17 protein-coding genes are annotated in these 16,360 nt (G+C 49.5%); 14 read left to right on the top strand and 3 right to left on the bottom strand.

Annotated features, from left to right (window positions below):
- A partial coding sequence (locus ACI955_RS16335) for a hypothetical protein (RefSeq protein ID WP_415244808.1) occupies positions 1–737 on the top strand: 737 nt, incomplete at its 5' end.
- A 263-nt stretch (positions 738–1,000) separates the two neighbouring features.
- On the opposite strand, the gene ACI955_RS16340 is transcribed toward ACI955_RS16335, so the two are convergent.
- A complete protein-coding gene (locus ACI955_RS16340) occupies positions 1,001–1,150 on the bottom strand; it encodes a hypothetical protein (protein WP_415244809.1) in 150 nt (49 codons plus the stop codon).
- 131 nt (positions 1,151–1,281) lie between these two features.
- Between ACI955_RS16340 and ACI955_RS16345 the strand changes: the two genes are divergently transcribed.
- On the top strand, positions 1,282–1,680 hold the full coding sequence (locus ACI955_RS16345) for a hypothetical protein (protein WP_415244810.1): 399 nt from the start codon (positions 1,282–1,284) through the stop codon (positions 1,678–1,680).
- Positions 1,681–2,352: 672 nt separating this feature from the next.
- Here ACI955_RS16345 and ACI955_RS16350 read toward each other — a convergent pair.
- A complete protein-coding gene (locus ACI955_RS16350) occupies positions 2,353–2,487 on the bottom strand; it encodes a hypothetical protein (protein ID WP_415244811.1) in 135 nt (44 codons plus the stop codon).
- An 864-nt stretch (positions 2,488–3,351) separates the two neighbouring features.
- On the opposite strand from ACI955_RS16350, the gene ACI955_RS16355 reads away from it, so the two are divergent.
- The 4 genes from ACI955_RS16355 (at position 3,352) to ACI955_RS16370 (ending at position 6,452) form a co-directional block, all read left to right on the top strand.
- A complete protein-coding gene (locus ACI955_RS16355) occupies positions 3,352–4,035 on the top strand; it encodes a class I SAM-dependent methyltransferase (RefSeq protein ID WP_415244812.1) in 684 nt (227 codons plus the stop codon).
- A 41-nt stretch (positions 4,036–4,076) separates the two neighbouring features.
- Positions 4,077–5,021 (top strand): D-hexose-6-phosphate mutarotase, encoded by a 945-nt coding sequence (locus ACI955_RS16360; RefSeq protein ID WP_415244813.1) that lies wholly within the window; start codon positions 4,077–4,079, stop codon positions 5,019–5,021.
- A 439-nt stretch (positions 5,022–5,460) separates the two neighbouring features.
- Positions 5,461–6,006: a CC0125/CC1285 family lipoprotein gene (locus tag ACI955_RS16365; RefSeq protein ID WP_415244814.1), complete on the top strand. Its 546-nt coding sequence runs from the start codon at positions 5,461–5,463 to the stop codon at positions 6,004–6,006.
- A gap of 80 nt (positions 6,007–6,086) precedes the next feature.
- Positions 6,087–6,452, top strand: coding sequence for a CoA-binding protein (locus ACI955_RS16370; protein WP_415244815.1), 366 nt, complete (start codon positions 6,087–6,089; stop codon positions 6,450–6,452).
- An 83-nt stretch (positions 6,453–6,535) separates the two neighbouring features.
- Here the strand turns inward: ACI955_RS16370 and ACI955_RS16375 are convergent, their stop codons facing one another.
- Positions 6,536–7,192 carry a urate hydroxylase PuuD gene (locus ACI955_RS16375; RefSeq protein ID WP_415244816.1) on the bottom strand — a complete coding sequence of 219 codons (657 nt, stop codon included), beginning with the start codon at positions 7,190–7,192 and terminating at the stop codon, positions 6,536–6,538.
- Positions 7,193–7,431: 239 nt separating this feature from the next.
- Between ACI955_RS16375 and ACI955_RS16380 the strand changes: the two genes are divergently transcribed.
- The 8 genes from ACI955_RS16380 to murJ all read left to right on the top strand — a co-directional run.
- Entirely contained in the window at positions 7,432–8,217 is a 786-nt protein-coding gene (locus ACI955_RS16380) for a hypothetical protein (protein ID WP_415244817.1), read from the top strand.
- A 114-nt stretch (positions 8,218–8,331) separates the two neighbouring features.
- Positions 8,332–9,849, top strand: a complete 1,518-nt coding sequence (locus ACI955_RS16385) for a fumarate hydratase (RefSeq protein WP_415244818.1) — start codon at positions 8,332–8,334, stop codon at positions 9,847–9,849.
- A gap of 147 nt (positions 9,850–9,996) precedes the next feature.
- Entirely contained in the window at positions 9,997–11,436 is a 1,440-nt protein-coding gene (sbcB, locus tag ACI955_RS16390) for an exodeoxyribonuclease I (protein WP_415244819.1), read from the top strand.
- A complete protein-coding gene (locus tag ACI955_RS16395) occupies positions 11,433–11,696 on the top strand; it encodes a GIY-YIG nuclease family protein (protein WP_415244820.1) in 264 nt (87 codons plus the stop codon). The genes sbcB and ACI955_RS16395 overlap by 4 nt, the downstream gene beginning before the upstream one ends.
- Before the next feature lie 85 nt (positions 11,697–11,781).
- Positions 11,782–13,587, top strand: a complete 1,806-nt coding sequence (locus tag ACI955_RS16400) for an ABC transporter transmembrane domain-containing protein (protein ID WP_415244821.1) — start codon at positions 11,782–11,784, stop codon at positions 13,585–13,587.
- An 18-nt stretch (positions 13,588–13,605) separates the two neighbouring features.
- Entirely contained in the window at positions 13,606–14,622 is a 1,017-nt protein-coding gene (locus ACI955_RS16405) for an aspartate carbamoyltransferase (protein WP_415244822.1), read from the top strand.
- 36 nt (positions 14,623–14,658) lie between these two features.
- Positions 14,659–15,270, top strand: coding sequence for an NUDIX domain-containing protein (locus ACI955_RS16410; RefSeq protein WP_415244823.1), 612 nt, complete (start codon positions 14,659–14,661; stop codon positions 15,268–15,270).
- A gap of 68 nt (positions 15,271–15,338) precedes the next feature.
- Positions 15,339–16,360, top strand: a 1,022-nt coding sequence (gene murJ, locus ACI955_RS16415) for a murein biosynthesis integral membrane protein MurJ (RefSeq protein ID WP_415244824.1), incomplete at its 3' end; no start/stop codon positions are given.

The raw sequence follows: 16,360 nt of genomic DNA on the forward strand, positions 1-16,360 counted from the left end.
TGCCGGCCGCTCCTTATCTCAGTGGTGAAAACGCAATTTGTACATCACTCGCGGATGACGATGCAGTGATGATTCCAATATCACAATTTAAGGCGCGGCGTTCTGTTAATGACACAACGGCGGTGACATTTACTGAATTCAATGATGTTTCGGCAAGCAATGTCTTTAATGGTGTTGCCGCCCAAGCCGCCCATTTACCGTCGGCACTGGAGCAGGGGCAGGATGTCAATATTGTCCCTCTGCTGAGTGTGATCGATACCAATGGCGTCATTGTTGCGGGCATTCCGCAGTTGGACATTACGGTGACAACACCTCAGCAAGTTAACGACGCGGTGTGTGCGCTGGGCGGTATTCCTACCTTGCGAACGGGCTGTGACAGTATCTTGTTTGCCGGTTTAGCGATCCGCAGCGCTGGTGGTGAGTGGCGTTTGCTAGACGATCAGATAGCACCGGTGCGAGGTTTGGGTGAGCATACCGATATTGATATGGTGGGGATAGCAGAGCGGCTAGTGGAAGGTGATGAACTGGGTTTCTGGCTCAGTGGCTATCATCCCCAGTACCTAGAGGCGTTTTCCCGTGACATAACCATACCGGCAGTGAATGTGACAGCCAGTGTTAGGCTGCCACTGTTTGCGGTTAAGGCAGATGGCCAACCCGACTTTGAGGGTAATGTTGCCGATTCACTTGGCGAGCCTGATTTGAGCGGTGTTGGTGCAGAGCTTCCTATTCCCCAGTAAAAAAGAGGAGTGGGAATCAAAACCTGTAAATTGGCCTAATGATCAAAGGCCAAAGCAAAAGTGGGAAACAATAGTTTAAACCTCCCACTACCTGTCCAGAGTAAGCATCTCTGTCTATGTTGCAGAGATGCTTTTTTATGAAAAAAATGCCTAAGGCGTCCAAGCTCAATCAAAGAAAGCATCAGGCCATAACACACAACTGCAAAGGTCACGTTTGCCTGTGGTCACATTGTCTGCGACGGGTGTGCCGATTTTTTTGGCCGCTAGTTTTGCCGAACGTCACCAAAAAAACCGATAACACACCGTACTTTACTTTGCTCGTCGGTTTCCGTTCCATCAAACCCAGACAGCAGCAACTGACCACCTTGATGAATAACCCAATGGTAGCGGTGAAAATTATACTGAGAATCCACTCCGCTCGTTCGCGAATACACTGCGCCTGGAACTTTTGGCTTAACGTCGTGAACATTCTATTCAAATCCGTCAATACCAGTGACATCAATTGTTTACTCTTGATGTTGTGGACGGTGAGGAACATGTCACTGTGGGTGGTGTAGCTAGAGAGGTTGAGTTCCAATCTATTCCGTTTGTTGAGTTAGGGGTGTCGAACGGGGAGGCTACGCTATCACTGGGCTCTTTGTATGATTTGTTGGGTGATATGGATCACGACAGGTTAAGTGCAAATCCCGTAGGATTTGCCGCTATAGGTGACGTTGTTTGCCATTTACCCGATGACGCGGTGCTCCTCGTTAAGTACGAGGATAAATGTGATGAGTTATTTAATTCGGCAATATTAGTGAAAAATCAGATAGACGCAGCACTAGTGTGCGCGAGTGTTAGTGGCGTGCAGGTAAGAAGGGTTAGTGACAACGTAAGGTTTGCTGAAATTGACCTGTTAATAGGGGGAGTTAACTACGAGAACGGGTACTTTTTTCCCCGTTGATAAGGATCGTATCCTATAAAGTGTTTGGCGTGTAGATCGCGAGCTTTAGAAAAACCCCCGCCGTAAAGCGGGGTAAAACAGAGTGATTCTGTTTATTTGTCTTGGTCTTTCTTGCGGCCATTACCGATATTGACATCACCAATTGTTACCTTGATACCGCCACCGATAATTAGCCCAAGAAAGATGATAGCCATGATTATCTCCATGGTCATACCTCATATTGAGGAGCCGCGCCTTGTCATCCTTCCCTGTGCGGGATTTAAGACGGAAGTGTTCGTTACAACACTTGTACAGCTCAAAGTTAAAAAATCGACAATGAAACAGGGAGTTGGGCTACCAACCCAGCTTGTCGGCCTAGTAAAGACGGAACGTCTGCCCCGTTCTTTCACATACTATTTATGAAAATAGCGTATTTTAGTAATCCAGATGCTCGCTTTGCAGTGAGTAGTGCAACGCAACAATGTAAGCTTATCAGCGTAATTATTAAAAAGCAGTTGGTCTATCAATATTTGACATGATCGTATGGCTACGGTAAATTCTTCGTTGTTCGTTACAACACTTGTACAGGGCTATCGGACGTACCACCTGATAGCCACGAAGAGACCGCCCAAGAGGCGGTTTTTTTGTGCCTGATATTTTACCCGTCATCTGGGCCGATCATGCGGGTGTTGTCTAGCTGCCGATAGAGGGATCAACAAAACGAATATTCGAATCTAGTGCTGTAGCTAGGCGGTTTCTAACTTTGGCAGCGTCCGCTTCATTCCATGCAGCTAGCATGTGGTCGAGCGCATCGGGATAACTGGCCATTCGTCGCTCCTCGTATATCCGGAAAAATAGGTGGCGGGTCAAATGTCCGCTTCAGCAATTTGTTAGACCTTGCTCTGCAGCCACTACTGGGCTACGTTCTTAACCAAATTTTTTGCTTCTGACAATTCCATAGGTACTGGCGGCGGGTCCCCAGCTTGAACTCCATGTAGCATCATGGCCAATTGAGTCCGGGCTGTTAGCCGTGCGGCGAAACTTGGTCAGGTCGTTCGATGTGGCGCAACCTTGACGGACAATCTGATTGTCACCGCTTAGGTCTCGTTTCACGATTTCATAGATACGGTATAAATTGACTCAATCATCGGTACCTCTGGCCAGTAATTTCAATACTTCTGCTGCATCGGAGTATTTTTCGGCGATTGCTGCAATCCATTTCAGCATTGGAATGTGTCTCCATTGAGGTCTAATAGTGAGTTATACAGACTTTTCAGTGCGGGTTTAAAAAAACGGTAATTCAATGAGTTGGCTTCGCCACCGTTGGTGCCAGCCGGTCAAGCGAAAACTAATTTCCACTATTTCTGTCATATATTCCTTGCCCGTAATCATGTCGCGTTTTTCATGAATTTCAATGAGTTAGGTATCTCGTCAGAGTGTTAATTGGAATGACGCTATTGTTCACATCTACCGACGGAGCGGAATTAGGATAGATACGGGATGTTTAAGCAACGACATTCGTTGTGGGAAAGGCCTGCTGCGCCAATGTCGGGTGATTGGGAAGGGATTGTGCAAACCGTTTGTGCTGTCCCCGCGACGATCACTATACTTGCTTGGCGGCGATGGTTATGGTGTTGCCCTATGTTAAATAGCAGTCCGATACGAGCCTGCATTCATTATTGAGAGGAAGTTTTGCAACTGTCATCCATTGTTCCATGGGGGCGATCTTACGGTGAATACTGCCGTATGTTTTCCCTGTCAGAGCGAGACTTAGAAGCCTATATACTGGGCTGCGGCGACGGCCCCGCCAGCTTTAATGCGGAATTGACCCAGCATGGTGGCCGCATTATGTCTGTCGATCCCATCTATCAGTTTTCTACTGAGGGTATTCGCAGTCGTATTCAGCGGGTTTACCCTGGCATTCTCGCTGAGCTTGCCCGCAATACTCAGCAGTATTATTGGGCCAGTTTCAAAGACCCTGGCCATGTCGGGTCGGTTCGGATGTCGGCAATGAATCGGTTTCTGGCTGACTTTGACAAAGGTCTTGAGGACGGGCGCTATGTTGATGCCAGCTTACCGGAGCTGCCGTTTTTTGATTCTGAATTCGATCTTGCCCTGTGTTCTCATCTCTTGTTTTTATACAGCGAGCAAATTGACGCCGCCCAGCACATCGATGCCTTGACTGAAATGTGTCGGGTTGCTAAAGAAGTGCGGATATATCCCTTATTAAGTTTAGATGGCCGAGTGTCGCAGCATGTCCCCGGGGTGCTCCGCTACTTTAATGAACGGGACTATATTGCCGAGTTAAAGCCTGTTGCCTACCAATTTCAGAAAGGCGCTTGCGATATGCTGGTGCTACGCCAGAAGCGCGATTAAATCCGCGCGAGTGAACATGAATTGAAGTGGAGAAATCATTGGTGACTGCAGACATCGCGGCGAGCATAGATACGCTTGAATTACGTAATGCTCAAATCCACTTGCGACCCGCTAGCGATATTTTTACGTCGGCGGACGGTTTTTCGACGCTGAATTCCGAGTCCGCGGACTTGACGGTGTTGGAGTGTATTAGCGAAAAATGCCGAGCTGTTATTTCTTTGCAGGGCGCTCATATCTTGGCGTTTTGTCCTGCAGCTAAGGAAGAGTTGTTGTGGTTGAGTCCGCTGTCTAGGTTTCGCCCTGGGGATGCCATTCGAGGCGGTATTCCGATCTGCCTGCCGTGGTTTGGCGTGAATCGCCGCCAAGCTGACTTGCCAAAGCACGGTCTCGCTCGCACCCAGCTTTGGAGCCTAGACGACGTGCAGCAAGCGGCGGACGACACCATTAGTTTACGGTTGGTGTTTCGTCCCAATAGTGAGGATTTAGCGCTATTCCCTTATGCTTTTCTCGCTGAGCTGACTATTGAGCTTGGAACGGAGTTGCGCCTTAGTTTGCGGCTGAGCAATGAGGGGCAAGAGCTAATGCCATTGAGTTTCGCTTTCCACAGTTATTTTTCGGTTAGTGATGCTGCAGTAATAAAGCTAGAGGGCATCGACGGCCGCGAGTATCTGGATAACTGCCAAGGTTTGTCTCGGTTTGTGCAAAGCGATAGCTTGGTGTTTGATCGCGAGATAGACCGGGTATACGAGGCGGTAGGAGCGAATCAGACGCTTATTGATAGTCATCGTAAAATTGAGATAGACGGCCGGGGTTGCGATACCGTGGTGATCTGGAATCCCGGCGCGGTGTTGGCTGCTAAAATGGATGATGTAGGCCAATATTACCGCGACTACGTATGTGTTGAGCGCGGTATGGCCTTTGGGGATGAGTTGCAATTAGCGGCGGGTGGCGTTGCTGAGGCAAAGATGACGCTGTCATCTAGCTAAAATGGATATTGAGTCGATATGGTTATTATCATTTGCTTGATTAATATGGTCGTGATTTCCACGGCCTACTAGCTTCTCAATGCCAATGGCAGTTTTGGCGAGTTAACAGGTAAGTTTTCCAATATCTTGCTGGATTGTGCGTATTTTTTTTTACGATTTATACGTCCTTGGCCTCTGGGGATATTGTGCCTCTTGGTGATTTGCGATTTTTGTATGGTTTGAAATCGCTTACTGGCTTGGTGATGATCGCCAGGTCAGCCTCATTTATGTATCTGGAAATGCAGAAGAATTGGGGCGATCTTCGATGATGTGTCGCGATACGAGGGTTTGTTAAGTTTCGGTTCAGCTCCAAGGGTGTAATATGCTGGTACAGTAAGTGGTAGGCGGTGATTGCAGATAGGTGCAGCCGCGAATAATTTTAGTATTTAAGGAGAATTTTATGCGTTTACAGTTGGCTTTTGCCATTTTGTTGTCTGGTCTTGTTGTGGGCTGCAGTAGCACAGGAACTACTTATCAGCCTGCTGATGAGCGCGGTGCATACGGTTATACAGAAACTGAGTTAGGTAGCGATCGCTATCGCGTTACATTCACTGGCAATAGCAGCACCGATAAAGAAACGGTAAATGACTATGCCATGTTGCGTGCAGCAGAGCTTACTTTGCAAAATGGCTATAATTGGTTTCATTTGGTGAACCGGGACACTGAGAGCAAGAGCCGCGGCAGCACTAGCATCTCTGGTATTAATGACTTTGGTGGCGGCACGGCGGTGTATCAACGCTGTGGATTACTTAGCTGCCAAACGGTAGTTTCGCAATCTCCGTCGCGTTTTAGTGGTGGTATTTCTTCTTCAACTACGCGTACCAATTATCAGTCATCGTTAGAAATTAAAATGGGTAAAGATCCCATGCCCGATGATGCAGAAGCCTATAATGCGCAAGAATTGGCTGCTACTTTGCGTCGCTGGATGGGCACGGCTACTAACTAATTTCCAGTTGATAGTTTGAAGATACCGGGCGCTTGTCGCCCGGTTTTTGTTTGTGCGGCGTTAATTGGAGGCGCTGACTAATGACTGAAACAGTGTTGGTGCTGGGTGCGAGCCCAAAACCCGGACGATACTCTTTTAAAGCGGTGCAATTGCTGCGTGAATATGGCCACAGAGTTTTGCCAGTGAATCCCTATCACGCAGAAGTCGCTGGGGTGAAATGTATTGCTAGCATTGCCGCTGTGTGCGAAAAGCTTGATACGGTGACTCTGTATGTTCGAGTGGAGTTATTGAAAAATGACATCGATCAGCTCATTGCTTTAGCACCGCGACGCGTGATTTTTAATCCGGGTACTGAGTCCGATGAGATGGCAGCAAAGCTGGAGAGCGCAGGCATTGCAGTACAGGAAGCTTGTACCTTGGTGTTATTGCGAACGAGTCAGTTTTAAATAAGATTAAGTAAGGCAGTCTGAGTGAAGTGCATGATAAGAAAGGGAGTCAAGAGGCTCCCTTTCTTATGAGCTAATAGTGATTAAACTAATTGAATCAGCGCAAGCATGACTACAGTCAGTGCGATACTACAATGTATAACGCCTTTAACGGTCGTCATTGGACCGGTTTTGCCGAACATTGCATTGATTTGAAGTAGCGCTATCAAGCCGATGCAAATCCATAGGCCCAAGCTGATAGAGGGTCCCGCTTTACTTAATGCTGCTGCGCCTGCCGCACCGGTGCCGTGAAAGGATCCGAGCATACCGATTAGCATCGGTGCCGAGAATAAAGTGTTGGTACGCGAAGCTAGGCCGGCTTTCGGGGCCGCTTTTGCCGCATCACCAGGCACAATACCGCAGACGATCTTTTGGTTTGGCCAAATAATCAGCCACACGTTTAAGAACATCAAGGTGCCCATGAGGCCGCCGATAATGATGTAGCTGTTGAGGCCACCGCGCGACATAGTGAAGTGTAGTAGACCAAAGCCGGTTAAAAAGGTGAACATTGCACCCCAGCGAAACCACCACAGCGCTCTAGGAGCTAGTTTTTTTACGGCGTCGGCTTTAGCTGAGGCTTCAGCCTCTTTAAAGTATTCTGTTTGCACAAAATTGAAGTAGTACAGTAAACCGATCCAGGTAATGCCGAACAGGACGTGCAACCAGCGGAGTAACAGGTCTGGTGAAATAAATGCATCCATTAAAAATAGCCTCGTTTTGCGTATTATTGTCTTAGATTTCTATTGTTGTCGGTTTGCTCAATATCGCACTTTGCGCAGCTTGAGCATAATGCGCAGCGTTAAAGCCGCTAAAGTATAACAAAGGCGATGAACTTGCGTATCTAATAAGACTCGAATCCCTCGCCGAGTGCTTTAACCCCCAGCATGCCAGTGTCATAATGTTTTTTTTTACCTCTTTCAAACACAGTGAGTTGATAACCGTGAGCACGGACAGACAGGAACCAAAAATTTCACTCTCGATTGATGATGAGGATATTGTCCAGCGCGCGGCAATGAAAAAGCCCGCCCAGCCGAAAATGGGCGCGCCCAAGGGTGGTGGTGGCGGTGGTTTCGTCATGTTCATGCTGACGGTGTTGGTATTGTTGCTCTCGGGCGTGTCTTACTATTTTTACGAGCAGTTAACGGCAACCCAGGCGCAGATACTGTCGAGTCAGGACCGCATCGATGCTTTGGAAATGCGTCTGTCATCAGCAGATGAGAGCATTAGCGAAAGTACCGTAACCACATCTGTGAAGCTCAAGGAGTTGGACCAAGAGGTTCGCAAACTATGGGACAATGTCTGGAGGAAGCAAAAGGACGAATTAGCTCAGCACGATGCCACTCTAGACAAGCAACAGGCTCAGCTCGATAAGGCGATCAAACTAATTGCGGCGCTTGACAGCAAACTCAAGAGCAGTGATGCGCAGCTAAGTAAAATTTCGGCGTCATACAATAGTGATCGCGAATCCTTTACCTCAATGTCAGGTAAGTTGGACAGGGTCATTGCTCAGTCTGAAGTGAATCGCAAAGAGCTATTTACTATGGCTAAGCAAGTCGCCGCCGGCGGTAGCTTCGATGCCAGAGTCAAAGATGTTGAGCGCCGCATTGCTCAAAATGAAGATTGGTTAGACTCGGTGAATGCTTTCCGCAAGCAAGTAAATCGCGACATCGAATCTATGCGTCAAACGATGACGCAATACCATGCGGGTAGCCCGACACCGCGTTGATTTGTTTGAACAGGCGGTGGTGCGGCCCTAGACTCTACACTACCGCCCTCCTGCTGGTGTATACTTTCGCGCCAATCTGGGCGTTGTCGCCAACCATTTATCAGGAGTCTTCCCGTGACCGTAATTCGTCAAGATGACCTTATTCAAAGTGTGGCCGACGCGCTGCAATATATTTCTTACTACCACCCCGTTGATTTTATTCGCGCCATGGATGAAGCCTATCAGCGCGAGGAGAATCCCGCCGCCAAAGATGCGATGGCACAAATACTGATCAACTCGCGTATGTGCGCTGAGGGCAAACGCCCGATTTGCCAAGATACCGGTATTGTGACTGTATTCCTCACTGTCGGTATGAATATTCAGTGGGAAGGCACGATGGGCGTAACGGACATGGTTAATGAGGGTGTTCGCCGAGCTTACAACTTGCCTGATAATGTCCTTCGCGCCTCAATTTTGGCAGATCCGGACGGCGCCCGCGCCAACACCAAAGACAATACCCCCGCTGTTATTCACTACGAGATTGTCCCTGGCGACACCGTAGAGGTGCACGTGGCTGCCAAGGGTGGCGGCTCTGAGGCCAAATCTAAATTTGCCATGTTAAATCCCTCTGATTCGGTAGTGGATTGGGTGCTAAAAATGGTGCCGACTATGGGTGCTGGCTGGTGTCCGCCAGGTATGCTGGGCATCGGTATTGGTGGCACCGCAGAGAAGGCGATGATTATCGCCAAAGAGGCCTTGTTAGACCCCATCGATATTCACGATCTGCAAAAACGTGGTGCCAGTAATCGCGCCGAAGAATTGCGTTTGGAGCTGTTTGAAAAAGTAAACAAATTAGGTATCGGCGCGCAGGGCCTGGGTGGCTTGACTACGGTACTGGATGTGAAGGTTAAAGACTTTCCAACTCATGCTGCTAACAAAGCGGTTGCCATGATCCCCAATTGCGCTGCAACTCGTCACGCTCACTTTACACTCGATGGCAGCGGCCCCGCAGTACTTACCCCGCCCTCTTTGAACGAGTGGCCAGAAGTGACTCGTGAAGCGGGTGAGAATGTAAAGCGGGTTAATCTTGATACCGTTACTCAAGAAGAAATGAATACCTGGAAGCCCGGTGATACGGTTTTGCTGAGCGGTAAAATGCTCACGGGTCGCGATGCCGCGCATAAGAAAATGGTCGATATGCTTGCCCGTGGTGAAAAGCTGCCTGTAGATATGAAAGGTCGGTTTATTTACTACGTTGGCCCAGTTGATCCGGTACGCGACGAAGTAGTTGGCCCTGCTGGCCCGACCACGGCAACACGAATGGATAAATTTACCCGCACCATGCTGGCCGAAACTGGCTTGATGGGCATGATTGGTAAGTCTGAGCGCGGCGACGTCGCTATTGAGGCCATCAAAGAGTTTGGTGCAACCTACTTAATGGCAGTGGGCGGAGCGGCCTACTTGGTGGCGCAGGCTATCAAAAAGTCGGAAGTGGTGGGCTTCCCTGAATTGGGAATGGAAGCGATCTACGAATTCACCATTGAAGATATGCCCGTCACCGTTGCGGTTGATGTGCGCGGTGAATCTGTTCATAAAATTGGCCCGCAAATCTGGAAGGCTAAAATACAAGAGCAGGCGATTACGGTTTCTTAGTCCATTAAAGCAGGGCGCGCTTAGGCGTGCTCTGCTGATGTTTTTGTGATTTATTCCACCTCGATTAACAGTAAGTCATCACATAGTTTGCTTTTTCCCCCTCAGCCATGTGCAATACTGTCACTGCTTCTCTGATTGGATGACATCTTGGCCACTGCAACCTTCTATTGGCACGACTACGAAACCTGGGGCGCGAATCCCGCCCGTGACCGGCCAGTGCAGTTTGCTGGTGTGCGAACTGATGCTGATTTAAATATTATCGGCGAGCCATTAATGGTTTACAGTCGCCCGAGTCCGGATTATCTCCCTCACCCAGATGCCTGTTTGATTACCGGTATTACACCCCAGCAAGCGCTGCAAGAAGGGGTGTCTGAGTCGGAATTTATTGCCACTGTCCATGCAGAGTTATCCCAGCCGGGTACCTGTGGTGTCGGTTACAACAGTATTCGCTTCGATGACGAAGTGACGCGCTACACCTTATATCGCAATTTTTATGACCCCTATGCTCGCGAGTGGCAAAACGGCAATTCGCGCTGGGATCTTATCGATGTGGCCCGCTTGTGTCGCTCTCTGCGCCCAGATGGTATTGAATGGCCCTTACGTGAAGACGGCACACCCAGCTTTAAGCTAGGAGAGCTGTGTATTGCCAATGGCCTGAGTCATGAATCTGCCCACGATGCTCTGTCGGATGTGTATGCAACAATTGATCTGGCCAAGTTGTTAAAACAGCGCCAGCCTAAGTTGTTTGCCTATGCACTGAGTCTGCGAGATAAACGCACAGTGGCTGCCATGTTAGATGTGGTGACCCAAGTGCCGGTATTGCATGTTTCTGGGCGCTTGCCCGCAGCTAAGTTTTGCTCGGCGCTGATGATGCCCTTGGCTCTGCACCCCGATAATAAAAACAGCGTGATTGTTTATGACTTAAGTGTGGATCCTAGCCCACTGATTGAACTGTCTGCCGAGGAAATTGCCGTGCGGGTATTCAGTGCAACCGCAGATTTACCCGAAGGTACTGAGCGTATTCCGCTGAAAGAAATTCATATTAACCGCGCGCCAATTATTGCGACCGCCAAATTAGTCGATGAGGCGGTGAGCCAGCGCTTGCAGATCGATATGGCGCTGTGCCGCCGTCATTGGGCCCAACTTCATAAAGCAGTCGGTGTGGTAGAGAAGTTGCAGGAAATTTTTGGTGCGCGCGAGTTTGCGCAAAACAACGATCCAGACGTCATGCTATACGGCGGCGGCTTTTTTAACGGCGACGATAAAAAAATGATGGATGAGGTGCGCCGTGCGACGCCAGACATTCTCGCCATGCATAGCTATCGCTTTAGCGATGCGCGCTTACCGGAATTATTGTGGCGCTATCGGGCCCGTAATTTCCCCATGAGTTTGTCTGATTCTGAACGAGAAAAATGGCGGGACTTTTGCCGCCAGTGTTTGCGTGATCCAGCATCGGGCCAGCTGGGCTTTACGGCATTTCGGCAGCGCTTGGTTGAGCTTGCGGGCGAGCGCACCTCCAGCACGGATGCAATGATATTAAGCGAGCTGAATGATTACGCCGATGCCTTGGAGCAAGAGGTTTTGTGACGTCGGCTTGGTGGGTATATCTGGTGCGCAGTCGCAGCGGCAAGCTGTATACCGGCATTACCACTGATCCAGAACGTCGTTTTAGGGAGCATTGTGGCGAGGGTGGGCGCGGTGCTCGCTTTTTTCGCGGTGATCCAGCCGAGGCAATGGTGTATTGCGAGCCCGCAGAGAATCGTTCGATGGCATCGCGACGCGAAGCTGCCATAAAAAAATTGCGGCGCAGTGAAAAAGAATCCTTGATCATTCAGTCGCCGAATTAATTTTACCGACTAGTAAATGCCTGTAAACGCCGCTTTCCTGCACTTGCGATAAAGGCGATAATGCTCGGCTAAGCAGGGGAGATTTATGACGGATACAGGTTCAGAGCGCGAAAAAAGTACGGACGTCGGTGTATTAAAGGCGATGATGACGTTCTTGCGGCCTTATCGCTGGCAAATGGTGGGGGCTAGCCTGGCCTTAATTTGCACTGCGGCAATTACTCTGTCGATCGGCCAAGGCCTGCGGATGTTGGTTGACCAAGGCTTTTCCAGCAATGCCTCAGAAGCGGCTTTAAACCAAGCACTGCTCTTGTTTATGGTCATGATTTTGCTTTTGTCTGCGGGTACCTTTGCGCGTTTTTATTTGGTGTCGTGGATTGGCGAACGCGTCAGTGCAGATTTGCGCAAGGCGGTGTTCGCTCATGTTGTTCACCTTCACCCTGGTTACTTTGAAACCAATCTTAGCGGAGAGATTCAGTCCCGCATCACCACCGATACAACCTTGCTGCAAACTGTCATCGGCTCTTCGGTATCTATTGCGCTGCGTAATATGCTGATGTTTGTTGGTGGTTTGATTCTATTGTTTATCACCAATCCCAAGCTAACCGGTTTAGTCATGCTGAGCGTGCCGCTGGTAGTTGTGCCGATTATTGTTTTTGGGCGGCGTGTTCGCGCGCTGTCACGCACGAGCCAAGATCGTATCGCCGGTGTGGGTACCTTTGTCGGTGAGGCAGTTAAAAATATAAAGATGGTGCAGGCATTTAACCATCAAAAGCTCGATAAAGACGCCTTTAATGGCCATGTGGAGTCGGCGTTTACTGTTGCAATTGTGCGTATTAATCAGCGCGCATGGCTGTCTACTATTGTTATTACCTTAGTGTTGGGCGCGGTAACCGCAATGCTGTGGGTTGGTGGTCATGATGTGTTGGCGGGTGAAATCAGTGGCGGCGAATTGACGGCCTTTATTTTTTACGCGGTAATGGTGGCTGCCTCGGTGGGGGCAATTTCAGAAGTATATGGCGATCTGCAACGAGCAGCTGGCGCGACTGAGCGCCTACTAGAATTGCTGGCGGCAGAAAACTTAGTGCCTTCTCCTGAACATCCGCTCAGTTTACCGGTGGCGCCACCGGGTAATTTGCAATTTGATGCCGTGAACTTTAGTTATCCGTCGCGACCTGAACAGCAAGCCATTGATAATTTATCTTTGAATATTGCGCCGGGTAGCAGTGTGGCCTTGGTGGGAAGTTCGGGTGCGGGTAAGTCCACCTTAGTCGATTTAATTTTGCGCTTTTACGATGTTCAGGGCGGCGCGATTCGCTTTGATGGTATCGATATTCGCGAACTCAGCCTTGATGACCTGCGCAGCCAAATTGCCATGGTCCCTCAGCAGCCGGTCTTGTTTACCGGCACTGTGGCTGACAATATTCGCTACGGTAAACCCAATGCTAGTGCGGCTGAAATAGAGGCGGCGGCGCGCTCGGCGTATGCCCACGAGTTTATTGAGCGCCTATCAGGTGGCTATGACAGTTTTGTTGGCGAGGGTGGTATACGGCTCTCCGGTGGCCAGCGGCAGCGTATTGCTATTGCTAGAGCGATATTGGCAGACCCAAGATTATTACTCTTAGATGAGGCGACTAGCGCGCTTGATGCCGAGAGTGAGTATCAAGTTCAGCAAGCCTTAGAATTGCTTATGAAGGGCCGCACGACTATCGTCATTGCCCACCGGTTAGCGACGGTAGTGAATGTTGATGTTATTGCAGTCTTGGATCATGGCAAGTTGGTGGATACCGGCAGTCACGCCGAACTTTTGCAGAGTTCGCCGCTTTATGCGCGCTGGGCGAGTCTGCAGTTTGATGAGGGTGTGAACACTGTTGATGTGTTGGCAGCGGTTTAATTTTTCGGAGAGACAGCAGTGAAATTTTCCGGCAGTCATATTCTGTCTATCAGTCAGTTTGATCGCGATGACATTGAGCGCGTTTTTGAGGTTGCCGACCGCATGGTGCCCTATGCGCATCGGCAGCGCGTCACCAAAGTGCTCGACGGTGCCATTCTCGGCAATATGTTTTTTGAACCCTCAACGCGAACGCGGGTGAGTTTTGGTTGCGCCTTTAATCTGCTTGGCGGCGAGGTGCGAGAAACCACCGGGTTTGAAACGTCGGCTATTTCTAAAGGTGAGTCACTTTATGACACCGCGCGGGTCTTAAGCGGCTATAGCGACGTTATTGTTATGCGCCACCCGGTGTCAGGTTCGGTGGCGGAGTTCGCTGCGGCGAGCAGAGTGCCGGTGATGAATGGTGGTGATGGCGCAAATGAGCACCCTAGCCAAGCCTTATTAGACTTGTATACCATCCGCAAAGAATTGCAGCATCAGGGCCGAAGTGACCTTGATGGTCTACGTATTGCCATGATTGGCGATCTGAAACATGGCCGTACTGTACATTCGCTGTGCAAATTACTTTGCCTGTATAACAATGTTACCTTGATGCTAATTTCTCCCGATGAATTAAAAATGCCGGAAGCGATTATTGAGCAGCTGCGAGAGGCTGGTAGCACGGTGCAAGAATCTGATGTGATGGAAGGCAGTATTTCAAAGGTCGACATTGCGTATTCAACCCGGATTCAGGAAGAGCGCTTTACTAGCCCCGCCGAGGCAGATTTATATCGTGGTCGCTACCGCCTGAATCAATCGATTTATACTCGTTATTGCGAGCCAAACACGGTCATTATGCATCCACTGCCCCGCGATTCTCGGACCGAGGCAAATGAATTAGACAACGATCTTAACGATAATCCCAATTTGGCTATATTTCGGCAGGCTGATAACGGTGTGTTGGTGCGTATGGCGCTGTTCGCGTTGACGTTGGACGTTGTCGATCAAGTCGATAAAGCCGCCCGTGATGTCAATTGGTATACCGAAAGACGGTTTTAAGTTTTATTTCTATCCCTGGCACAGCAGCTATTATTAATGACAGATTTTGAATCCAAAGATGTAGAAGTTGAAGAAGACCGCGCAGCATGGCACGGTTTTTTTCAAGTGCGTAAATTACGTTTGCGTCACCGTCTATTTGCCGGTGGTTGGGGGAAATGGCTCAGTCGCGAGGTGTTTATGCGCGGTCCGGCGGTGGGTTTGCTGCCCTATGACCCGGTAAGTGACTGCATTCTGCTGGTTGAACAATTTCGTATTGGTGCGCTCAGGCGCGCCGAACGCCCTTGGTTGCTAGAACTGGTCGCCGGTATTATTGATACCGATGAAAGCCCTGCTGAAGTGGCGCGTCGGGAAGCAAAAGAAGAGGCCAATATAGAGATTGGCGAAATGGATGCGATCGCTGAATATTATTCTTCACCCGGCGGCAGCGATGAATATTTCTATTTGTTTTGTGGCGCAGTTGACCTGAGCTCGGCAGGCGGCTATTTCGGACTTCCCACCGAGGGCGAAGATATTCACGCCCAAGTTATTTCTTTTGCTGATGCGATGACCATGCTTGAGGCTGGAAAAATAAATAACGCTCACAGCCTGATTGCTCTGCAGTGGCTGCGTGAGCATAGAGAAGAATTGCGTCGGCGGTGGCAGGCTTGAGTGATACGGCTGTGCAGAAGCCAATAAAGCAAAGTGGCTTATTGCGTTCAAGTTTGTTGGTCAGTGTGATGACGCTGATGTCGCGAGTGTTGGGGCTGGCTCGTGACGTTGTTATTGCAATTTTTTTAGGCGCTAGCAGCAACGCAGACTGTTTTTTTGTCGCGTTTAAAATCCCCAATTTTCTGCGGCGTCTGTTTGCCGAGGGTGCGTTCTCTCAAGCCTTTGTGCCGGTATTATCTGAGTACAAGGAAAATGGCAGCAAAGAGTCCGTTAAGTTGCTGATTGACCGCACTGCCGGTGCTTTGGGTGGCGTGTTATTGCTGGTCACCTCCTTGGCGGTAATAGCCTCGCCGCTGGTTGCCACCCTGTTTGCCCCCGGTTTTCGTGATGATCCCGCTAAGTTTCAGCTCACCTCGGATATGATCCGGATTACCTTTCCGTACTTATTTCTTATTTCCATGACCGGTTTTGCCGGCGCTATTTTAAATACCTTTGGCCGCTTTGCGGTGCCGGCGTTCACGCCGGTGTTATTGAATGTCTGCTTGATTGTTTCTGCGCTGTATTTTTCCTCGTATTTTGCTGAGCCGGCAATGGCCTTGGCCTGGGGTGTGTTAATGGCTGGCATGGTGCAGTTAGTATTTCAGCTGCCGTTTTTGCAGCGGATTCAAATGCTGCCCCGGCCGCGATGGGATTGGCACAACGAGGGTGTGCAGAAGATTGTCACCTTGATGATTCCGGCTTTATTTGGAGTTTCGGTAAGTCAGATCAATTTACTACTGGATACCGTACTGGCGTCGTTTTTACCCACCGGTAGTATTTCTTGGCTCTACTATTCGGACCGTTTAGTAGAGCTGCCACTGGGGGTGTTTGCGATTGCTATCGCCACCGTGGTATTACCCAATTTGTCTCGCCAGCGTGTTGGCGGCAATGAGATCGCGTTTTCATCAACGCTAGATTGGGGGCTGCGCGGTGTATTGCTTATGGCAGTGCCCGCTGCTGTGGCGCTAATGCTACTTGCCGAGCCAATTTTAATTACCTTGTTTCAGTACGGTGAGTTACAGATGCGCGACGTGTCGATGGCGGCCTTGAG

It is taken from the genome of Zhongshania sp., assembly GCF_047636175.1.
Lineage (GTDB): Bacteria > Pseudomonadota > Gammaproteobacteria > Pseudomonadales > Spongiibacteraceae > Spongiibacter.